At 63.1% G+C, this 9,233-nt stretch carries 8 protein-coding genes; 3 read left to right on the top strand and 5 right to left on the bottom strand.

Annotated elements, in window-relative coordinates; all coding sequences use genetic code 11:
- Positions 1-427 precede the first annotated feature (427 nt).
- Both HRF45_13850 and HRF45_13845 read right to left on the bottom strand, forming a co-directional pair.
- The gene (locus HRF45_13850) at positions 428-871 is read right to left on the bottom strand and encodes a hypothetical protein (GenBank protein ID MEP0767605.1); all 444 of its coding nucleotides are present in this window, start codon (positions 869-871) and stop codon (positions 428-430) included.
- Positions 872-892: 21 nt separating this feature from the next.
- The gene (locus HRF45_13845; protein MEP0767604.1) at positions 893-1,444 is read right to left on the bottom strand and encodes a hypothetical protein; all 552 of its coding nucleotides are present in this window, start codon (positions 1,442-1,444) and stop codon (positions 893-895) included.
- A 271-nt stretch (positions 1,445-1,715) separates the two neighbouring features.
- Between HRF45_13845 and HRF45_13840 the strand changes: the two genes are divergently transcribed.
- Complete coding sequence (locus HRF45_13840) at positions 1,716-1,997, top strand: RNA-binding protein (GenBank protein MEP0767603.1); 282 nt, start codon at positions 1,716-1,718, stop codon at positions 1,995-1,997.
- Between the two features lie 432 nt (positions 1,998-2,429).
- On the opposite strand, the gene HRF45_13835 is transcribed toward HRF45_13840, so the two are convergent.
- Entirely contained in the window at positions 2,430-2,876 is a 447-nt protein-coding gene (locus HRF45_13835; protein ID MEP0767602.1) for a protease complex subunit PrcB family protein, read from the bottom strand.
- A 4-nt stretch (positions 2,877-2,880) separates the two neighbouring features.
- The gene (locus tag HRF45_13830) at positions 2,881-3,786 is read right to left on the bottom strand and encodes a protease complex subunit PrcB family protein (protein MEP0767601.1); all 906 of its coding nucleotides are present in this window, start codon (positions 3,784-3,786) and stop codon (positions 2,881-2,883) included.
- Positions 3,787-3,926: 140 nt separating this feature from the next.
- On the opposite strand from HRF45_13830, the gene HRF45_13825 reads away from it, so the two are divergent.
- Complete coding sequence (locus tag HRF45_13825; protein ID MEP0767600.1) at positions 3,927-6,164, top strand: hypothetical protein; 2,238 nt, start codon at positions 3,927-3,929, stop codon at positions 6,162-6,164.
- On the opposite strand, the gene asnB is transcribed toward HRF45_13825, so the two are convergent.
- Positions 6,161-8,074 carry an asparagine synthase (glutamine-hydrolyzing) gene (asnB, locus tag HRF45_13820; GenBank protein MEP0767599.1) on the bottom strand — a complete coding sequence of 638 codons (1,914 nt, stop codon included), beginning with the start codon at positions 8,072-8,074 and terminating at the stop codon, positions 6,161-6,163. The genes HRF45_13825 and asnB overlap by 4 nt on opposite strands.
- Positions 8,075-8,213: 139 nt before the next feature.
- Between asnB and HRF45_13815 the strand changes: the two genes are divergently transcribed.
- Complete coding sequence (locus tag HRF45_13815) at positions 8,214-9,044, top strand: thioredoxin fold domain-containing protein (protein ID MEP0767598.1); 831 nt, start codon at positions 8,214-8,216, stop codon at positions 9,042-9,044.
- Positions 9,045-9,233 lie beyond the last annotated feature (189 nt).

The raw sequence follows: 9,233 nt of genomic DNA, 5'->3' as shown, positions 1-9,233 counted from the left end.
GGCACCTGCCCACGATGGGCTATCCACAACGCCGCCGGGTCAGCAGGCGGAATCGGCTCGCGAACGTGGCATCGCCGTCCCGGCGATGGGGGTGGAACCAGCGGGGACGCCGGAACCACGAGGCCACGCGTGGCCCAGAGCGTCGCAAGCTAGCGTCTATTGCCACAACGCTCGCGGCGCACGGTTGCACGCTTCGACAAGCTCAGCGTGACGGCATGGGAGTCCCCAGCACGTACGCATTGCGGACCCCACACTCGACCCGGCGGAGGGCTCTTTCCGCGGAATCGGCTCGTGAACGTGGTTTCGTGGCACCGTGGCATCGCCGTCCCGGCGATGGGGGTGGAACCAGCGGGGACGCCGGAACCTCGGCGATGGGGAGTGCCCTGATGTGGGTCCCGCTAAGCAGGAACGATTGGCGCGCTCGCGTTCAGGTCTCGAGGTCCGAGAAGCGGGCGGCGGAGGGGTCGAGGGCGCGCCGAAGCGCATGGTAGGCGTTCTCCACCCGCTTGTGAACCTCTTCCGCGCGGACAGCCTCCTCACTGCCCTCCGCGAAGCGCGAAGGGTCGCTCCGGTGCGAGAGTCTCTCGTACGCGTGCCGCACCAGTGCGAAATCGGAGCCCACAGGAAGCCCCAACACCTTAAAGTGAACATCGAGTGGATCCTCCGCTCCCTTGGCCGAGGGGCAAGGGGTGGACGAAGGTGTCGTCGGCTGACTGGTCGCGGGCGATGTCTGCCCGCGGTTCAACGCCTCGTTCAACTCGGCCTCCGCCGCGGAGCGCGAGTACGCCTCGTCCACTATGCCGCGGATTCGATCCCACTCGTGGTTCACATAGGCGCGAAGAAGCCGGTAGAAGCGGTCGCCCGTGCTCATGAGGCCCGGATTCTACCTTCGTCAGGCGTCGGCGGAAGGTCCGAGACCCTCGAATGGGGGCCATCGGCGACGCAGCAGCCGCAGCCCTTCCATGCAGGTCTCGAACTGTTCGGAGAGCGTACGCAAGAGGGGCGCCTCGTCTCGATACCGGCCCAGGTCGAAGGTGGAGGCGATGTAGTACGACTCCTTGCCCTGCCGCACATAGTCGATCAGCGCATCCATGGTGCCGCTCTTCAGGCGGGGAAGCGCCTCGGGGTACATACCCGTCCAGAACAGAGTGAAGTCGCCGATGTGGCGGTGTACCTCGCGCTCCCGAGCGAAGGAGTTGGCGTTCAGACGGACGTCCCCTTCCATCAACATCTCGGCGACTTCGGTCAGTCGCTTGCCCTCTGCGGTACGGATGCAATACAGGTGGTCCAGCAGTGCAAACTGGGCCAGCATTTCGGCCAGGTACCTGAGTAGGGCATCCTTCGGCAGGCCCATGGTTGCGCCCACGGCGAGGCGCACCTCTCGGTCGAAGAAAGCGACGAGGTCGTCGCGACGCCAGATTCTGGTCTCTCCCCTCGATTCCATCCCTAGGTCTTATGCCCAATAGGACGCATGTGCAACCCGAAACGTTGCCGGAGTTCGCGTCAGGAATGCCGGATTCGACCCGTGCGCCAGGCCGCGTTTGACACAAGACCGGCCCTTTCACTAGCTTACGCTTGCACTTTCTGCTAATCGGGTACTATGCGACTATCCAGGACATCACTTCAGCAACGCGGATACGGAGAGCCGACGGGAGACCCTCGCCGGAGCCCATCACGCAGAGTGCGTTCCGGAGAATACAAGACAGGATCGAAATATGAATATTTACGTCGGAAACCTCTCCTACGACATGACCGAGGCGCAGTTGCGTGAGATCTTCGAATCCTACGGCGAAGTCACTTCGTGCAGGATCATCGAGGACAAGTTCACGGGCCGCTCGAAGGGCTTCGGTTTCGTCGAGATGTCGGACAAGGCGCAAGCCGAGGCAGCCATCAGCGGCCTGAACGGCAAGGACTTCTCGGGCCGTCCCCTCACGGTCAACGAGGCCCGTCCGAAGACCGAAATGGGTCGCGGCGGTGGCGGCCGAAACCGCTGGTAGCCTAACCCCCCTCGAGACAGAGATTCCCCCCTCCCTTCTTCTTTTCAATGGAGATAGCCGTGGTGAGGGTTGCTTCAGTGCGTTGGGAGCCTGTATCACACGTTCTTCGCCACTACGGATGCGTGAGGTGTATATCCTTACCACGTCCCGACGCGGCTCGGGCCTAGGGGCTTTCCCCGCGCTTCGGTACCAAAGCGAGGGCCGGTGTGCGAGCGCCTCCCCACATGGGCTGTCACTTCGAGGCGGAGCCAAGGAGTGACGCAGGGAGAGTGGCCATCACGAGGCAGCGGGCAGATTTGGGGGGCTTGAACACGCTCCCCATACCCTCGTTGCTCCTGCAGTGCACGCGGAGATACCGGTATTGCTCGATTCAGGAGAGTCGTCGCTGCGGGAGCGGCGGAGGTATTCGTACCCCTTCAGCAAGATCGTGAGTTACTCCTCGTCCACGATCTCCACCCTCATCGGCAGCGGGGTGCGGGGAAGGGTGGCGAAGGTGAAGGGTTGCGTGAAGGCCTGCGTCAGGATTGCATCGGCTGGAGGGCGGAGTAGGCAGAACCTAACCACCACCTCGCCTCTTATAACCTTGGTAGGGAGAAGATTCAGCGAGTATCCGCCGGTGGGAAAGTTGCCGGCAAATACCGCCACTACCATATGTTTGGAAAAGTCCACCTTCGGCGGCGGCTCCTCTCCGCCGACCACATTCGCCCGGTGGCGCTTCCAGAGTGCCACCCACTCCGTCTCGCTTCGAACCACGTGGTACTCGCGCTGAGTGATCGCGCTATGCGTACCCGAGGTTAATAACTCGGCTGGGGGCACGGTGCTCACCCTGTAGCACCCCGACACCAACGCCACAATCGCCAGCACGAACGCGAAACCCATCCCATCACTCCGAATAGTAGACCTTGACGGGCTTGCCAGCCTTCTTGTCCACGGGCAGGGCAATCCACGGCTGTGTGATCTGCCGGATCACCTTCGCGTCTTTCGCCGGGCTCACCAGACCGACGTACACGTCAATCGAGCGCTCCGTCTCTTTGATGGATTTCACCGTGAGTGAGTACCCGTGCGTCGGCTTATCCCCCGCGAATACCGCCACCAGCGACTGCTTCTCGAAGTCCACCACCGGCTTGGGCAGGGCACCCGGCCTCGCGCCATTGTGCTCGGCCCACAGCATGTCCAGGTCCCGCTGGTTGGTGATGACCAGCGCCCGCCGCACGTGAATGCTGCTCTGGGTACCGTTGGAGCTCAGCACGGCGGGGGTTTTCACGCTCGGTGGCCACGGACCTGGCGTCCAGTCCTCGCCCGCGTACTGCACGAACATCACACTCAGCCCATTCTCGGCCGCCACCTTGTACACCAACGCGTCCAGCCCGGTCTCGCCCGGCGCGCCGAGCACGAGCATTCGCCTCTCGCCTCCGGGCTGCCAAGATAGCCGGTTCAAGGCGAATCGGACGACCTCGGCATTCAGCGGCCTGCCCGACCCGGCCAGCAGTGCTTGCGCAGCGGCGCGAAAGCGAGCGGGGTCCGTGGTGAAGTCCAGAGCGATGGTCGGGCCCCTGTCCCCGATGACCAAGATCGCTGCGCGCCATCGCGCTGCTGAGACATCGTTCGCCGCTCCTTGCAACCAGCCTCGAACCTGCTGCATGTGGGTTAGGTCCGTAGACGGGCGCACGACGAACAGCGCCTGGCGTCCGACATCCTGTTCGGCCACGCCTGGCTGCTGCCTCACCTCGCGTCCGCCGACCGCCTGCTGCGCCACCAAAACCGCGCCTAGAACCAAAACCTGAAGCATCCCTGAACCTTCCTTTACCGCATTCCTTGTTGATTAAGACGCACAACTCGGGCCTCCGTCACCCCAGGGACCTACAGGCGTGCACAGGCAGCCTAGCCACGAGGTAGTGAACCGGGCGGACTGTACCGTATACTCATAGCATGGCGTTCGCATTGTCCGTACTCGTGTTTCTCGCCCAGACCGGACCCATCCCGCCCGAGCAAGTAGCCGAAGCCCACTCCGACGTGTTCGCAGCTAGGCTGGGGACCTCACCGGCCTCGGCGGCCGCTCTGCGCGCCATGACCCATCCGTTCGTGGGCAAGGCGGTGATCGGACTTCCTGGAAACCCGTCCGAGGTCGCGATCACGCCGGATGGAGCCGTCCTGGCTCCCGTCGGGCCTTACCGACTGTGGTTTCAGGCTTTCAATGAGACGGATAAAGGATACGTGCCGATCTTCGCGGGGAGCTCGCGTTCTTGGCCCGAGCTTCGCGCGCCGCTGGTGGAGAACAAGATGCGCCACGGCGACCTCCTGTGGGTGCAGCACTCCTTCGTCACTCCCGAAGGGCCAGGCCGCAGCCGGCTGGTGGTGCGCATCACCTGCGAGAACCTGTCGGACGCCCATCTACTCGTCGGGCCGACCATTGGATTCTGCTATCTCAGCTCCACTGCACCGCCGTGGGTCGACAAGAATCAGCAGCCGCTGCCCGCCCCGGCTCTCCCCACCATCTCGCGCATCGCGGTTTCGTTTCAGGGCTACCACCTCGTGCCACTCCCACGCCTGATCACCGTTGCCGACGGAGGATTGCCGGAGCCGTGGATGGCCTACCGGATGCCGCTGACCAAACAGACTCTTCCCGCCCGCGAGACGGTAGAGTGGGTTCTCGCCCTCAACCTGTGGGAAGACAGTTCGGCGCACGCCGCGCTCGACCTCGAGCGAGCGCTGAAGGAGATGCGGGACGCCTGGAGCGACGTACTCGCCAAGGTGGCCGAGTACTCCGTGCCAGACCTTGCCCTCGTTCGCATTCGCAATCAAATGCTCGCGCAACTGCTCACTCTGAGTGATGGCGACCAGATGCCGCGCGGAGGTTTCCCCAGCGCCTTGAACACCGAGCGCGTGGGCGTGCAAGAGGCGTGGGCCATTCAGGCGCTGGCCGAATGGGGTCTCGGGTTCGAGGCCGCCACCCTCTGCGACGGCACCTTTTTCACCGAGGAGTTCCGAGCTAAGGACAACCGGCATCACCAGTACCGCGCGGGGCTGACGGGCAAGTTAGCGTGGGACCTGTACTCGGTCACGGGTGACCGCATTTGGCTGGAGATCTCGCTCCCGTGGATCAGCGATGCCGCGAACTGGATCACCGAGCAGCTCGAGAAGCACGAAGGCACGTTAGCACCCTACCGTTTTGGGCTGGAGGCGGATAAGACTACGCTTGGCTTGTGGCCGAATGCCGTGGCCTGGCGAGGGTTGCGCGACGCCGCGCAAGCTCTGGAGAAGCTGGGTCATACCGAAGAGGCTGCGGAGGCGCGAAGAACCGCCGACACCTACCGTGCACGTCTGCTGGATATCTTCGAAAAGGCGCCCGGACGGTCGCACCAGAGCGGATACATACCGCTTGCCCTCGAGGACAGCGCGGAGCAGATGACGACGGAAACCGAGTACGCCCAGTTCGCCTCGTTGCTGCTGGAGACGGGGCTGCTGCGGCCCGGCAGCGCGATGGAGAAGGACCTGTTGCGATACCTTTCCACGACAGGCCGCATCCAAGCTGGCCTCGCAGCCGGTCGGCTGGGTGACGAAGTGATGCTGTTCGGTCCGTCCTCGCTCGGCCTGCAGCTTTCGCGCCTGCGATCGGACGATGCGCAAGGGTTCCTGTTGGGTCTCTATGGCATGTTGGGGTTGTGCATGGATGCGGATTGGTTCACGGCCCAGGAGACTACCACGCTGATGAGCAAGCAGGAAGCGGACGCGCAGAGGAAGGCGCAGGAGAGCCGCTTCGCGCTGAGCACCGAGCCTGCCGGCGCGCTGCCTGGCGTGGTGTTGCAGTGCCTCCGACGCATGTTCGTGTACGAAGAGCGCGATGGCGACGACATACCGACTGGAGTGGTTCAACTGCTGCCCGCCACACCCACTCGATGGCTGGATCAGACAAAGCCATTCTATGTGAAGCAGTTACCTACCGTCTGCGGGAAGGTTTCGGTAGTAGTGATGCCGGAGAAGAGAAGGGTCACCTATCGCATCCGTCATCACGCAGCAGGGGTGTACGCACTGAAGGAGTTCCGCCTTCGCCTACCTGCAGGTACGAAGAGCGTAAAGGTAGAGACTGGCAAGGCGGCAGGCCCGCAGAAGGACGGCTGGCTGCCACTACTACCTGCCGACGAGATCGTGGTATCTGTGACACGCTAGACTACTGCCAGTGCTTCGGACCCGGCGGGTGGCTCGGGCACGCGGTCTATGAACACGCGGTGCCATATCTCGAGGTTCAGCAGCGTCCATAGCTCGCGCTCGAAGTCCTGTCGCCGGTCGAAGTGCAACTGGATGGCACGGTTCACCTCGCGCATGTCATAGTAGCCACGCGCGCGCGCCTCGGAGGATGTCAGCATCTCGCGCAGATACTGCCCCAGCTTGCCCGCGAACCACGGACTGACCGGCACGAGGAAGCCCGCCTTTCGCCGCGTGATCACCTCCTCGGGTAGCAGATCGCGGAAGGTATCTTTCAGGATGTACTTCAGCACTCCGTTCCTGATCTTGTATCGCAGTGGCACCCTCGCCGAGAATTCGACTAACTCGTGATCCAAGAACGGCACGCGGGCTTCCAGCGACACTGCCATGGCCATCCGATCGGCCTTCATCATCAGGTTGTCTGGCAACCACGCGTGAAGGTCCCAATAGAGCATCTGCTCCACCGGTCTCGCACCTGGCACGCGAGCTATCACTGGCTGCACGAGCCGCGCCACACTGATCTCGCTCTGTCGTGCCAGGTCCGGTGACAGCACGCTACGTTTGTGTTCCGTGTCGAATGAGCCGAACCACATCGCGATGCGCTCGGGTTGGTCGTATCGTAGCGCCTGCTCTGCTACCTTCAGCCTTCGGTAGCCGAATGGCAGCGACTGCACCAGACCACCTACCAACTTGTCTCTCAGCGGTCGCGGTAGCACGTGGTACCACTTCGCCAAGCGGTCGGTGTGGCACTTGGGATACCCGCCGAAAAGCTCGTCTCCCCCCTCGCCCGTTAGTAGCACCTTCACATACCTGCGTGCGAGGCGGCATAGCAGCATCTGAGGGATCTCGGCGAACTCGGATACCGGCTCGTCTCGGAACCACGTCGCAGGCTCCAGGTTCTCGATGAAGTCGTCACAGGTGACGATCACCTCGTGGTGCTCCACGTCGTAACGGTCCACACCCAGGCGCGCGTACTTCAGCTCCGAGTGCGTCTCCTCCTTGTATCCCACCGCGAAGGTCTGGATGGGGCCAGTCACCATCTGCCGCATCAGCGCGACGATCAGAGTGGAGTCCACTCCGCCTGACAGCGTCGCACCCAATGGGACGTCCGACATCAGGCGCATCCGCACGCAGTCGGTGAATCGCTCCCGAAGCTCCTCGCTGCACTCTTGATAGGACCTCGAATCCGAGGCCGGATCGAACCGAAAGTCCCAGTAACGCCGCAGGGTGATACCGCCTGCAGTCACGGACATCCAGTGCGCAGGTGGGAGCTTTCGAATGCCGCGGAACATAGTGTCCGGCGATGGGATGTAGCGCAGTGTTAGGTGATCCGAAACGCCCTGCAGGTTCACTTCGCGCGGCACCACAGGGTGCATTAGCAAGCTCTTGATCTCAGAACCGAAGACGATGGTCGAGCCGTTGTCATAGTAGTAGATGGGCTTCTTGCCCATCCGGTCGCGTGCGACGAACAGTCGGTCGCATCGCTCGTCCCAGATTGCAAAGCCATACATGCCACGCAGATGCTCGCAGCACTCTTCTCCCCACTCGACATAGGAGTACAGCACGCTCTCGGTGTCGCAGGTGGTATGGAACCGGTGTCCCTTCGCCTCCAACTTGGCGCGAAGCTCCTTGTAGTTCCACACCTCGCCGTTGTAAACGATGTGTACCTTGCCGTCGTCGGTGCTCATGGGCTGCGAACCGCTGGAGAGGTCTATGATCGTGAGCCGACGCATCGCGAGCCCGAGCCCGGGTCGCTCCAGCACGCCACCCTCGTCCGGTCCTCGATGAAAGATGCGTGCGTTCATTGCACGCAGCAACTCGGGGTCCACGGGTTCACGGTTACGGTAGTTCAGGATTCCGACGATTCCGCACATAGAGGCACCATTATGGCAGCAGGTCCGTAGCATTCATTATCGGCACGGGCGCCGCATGCGTTCCCGATGGCCCGTATCCCTTGGGTGGCCGCGCAGGGTATACCCGTGCGGGCACCGCCCACCGAAGGAGGAGACTGCAATGACGAAGATAGGGACGGCCCTCGCCGGCTTGGTTGCCCTCGCGGCCATGGCGGCGGCCGCAGACGAGATCCAGTGGGAGAAGAGTTTCAAGCCTGCACTGGAGAAGGCCAAGAAAGAGAACAAGGCGCTGATGGTGGACTTCTACACCGACTGGTGCGGCTGGTGCAAGAGGCTCGATGCCGACACCTACCCGGCGCCTGCGGTGGTCGCGCTCTCGAAGCGCATGGTCAACATCAAGATTGACGCCGAGAAGGGCGAGGGCGTGGACCTCGCCAAGAAGTACGATATCCACGGCTACCCGACGATTCTGTTCCTGGACGGGTCCGGCAAGGTGGTTGGACGGATTGGCGGCTACATGCCGGCAGAACCCTTCGCCGCCGAAGTGACCCGAATACTGGACGACTTCCGCGACTTCCCGGACATCAAGAAGAAGGCGGACGCCAACCCGAACGACGTGGCGTCCAACGCGCGCCTCGCTGCCATTCTCGCAAGCCGTGGGGACATCAAAGAGGCCGAGAAGCGCCTGAAGGTGGCTGAATCCGCAGATGCCAAGAGCGCCTTGCTGGCCCGTGCCTACAATGCCGTCGGCGATCACTGGCAGTCGGCGGAGGAGTACGAGAAGGCCCGCGGCTATTTCGAGAAGGCGACGAAGGTCGCCAAGGGTGGCTATGACCTGGCTTACGCGCGAATCAGCATCGCCGCCTGCTTCTTCTCGGAGGACAAGATGCTGGAGGCCAAGCCCTACGTACAGGCCATCTTGGACCAGGAAGACGCCCCGAAGGACCTGAAGGACAGCGCCAAGCGCATGCTCGAAGCCATCGGCCCGTAATTCCGGCGTCTCGCCGGGTCAGTGTAGCTCCGGCGTCCCGCCGGAGGGCACATGGAGCATCGCCGGGACGGCGATGCCACGGCCTCAGCGTGGCTCCGGCGTCCTCGCCGGAGGGCACATGGAGCATCGCCAGGACGGCGATGCCACGGCCCCAGTGTGGCTCCGGCGTCCTCGCCGGAGGGCACATGG

This window comes from Fimbriimonadia bacterium (assembly GCA_039961735.1).
Taxonomy (GTDB): domain Bacteria; phylum Armatimonadota; class Fimbriimonadia; order Fimbriimonadales; family JABRVX01; genus JABRVX01.
This window is presented reverse-complemented; position numbering and strand designations above follow the sequence as displayed.

What these genes read in the sequence shown, in the direction of transcription:
- HRF45_13850 (MEP0767605.1), bottom strand. Translation starts at nt 871, where the DNA reads ATGAGCACGGGCGACCGCTTCTACCGGCTTCTTCGCGCCTATGTGAAC.
- HRF45_13845 (MEP0767604.1), bottom strand. Translation starts at nt 1,444, where the DNA reads ATGGAATCGAGGGGAGAGACCAGAATCTGGCGTCGCGACGACCTCGTC.
- HRF45_13840 (MEP0767603.1), top strand. Translation starts at nt 1,716, where the DNA reads ATGAATATTTACGTCGGAAACCTCTCCTACGACATGACCGAGGCGCAG.
- HRF45_13835 (MEP0767602.1), bottom strand. Translation starts at nt 2,876, where the DNA reads ATGGGTTTCGCGTTCGTGCTGGCGATTGTGGCGTTGGTGTCGGGGTGC.
- HRF45_13830 (MEP0767601.1), bottom strand. Translation starts at nt 3,786, where the DNA reads ATGCTTCAGGTTTTGGTTCTAGGCGCGGTTTTGGTGGCGCAGCAGGCG.
- HRF45_13825 (MEP0767600.1), top strand. Translation starts at nt 3,927, where the DNA reads ATGGCGTTCGCATTGTCCGTACTCGTGTTTCTCGCCCAGACCGGACCC.
- asnB (MEP0767599.1), bottom strand. Translation starts at nt 8,074, where the DNA reads ATGTGCGGAATCGTCGGAATCCTGAACTACCGTAACCGTGAACCCGTG.
- HRF45_13815 (MEP0767598.1), top strand. Translation starts at nt 8,214, where the DNA reads ATGACGAAGATAGGGACGGCCCTCGCCGGCTTGGTTGCCCTCGCGGCC.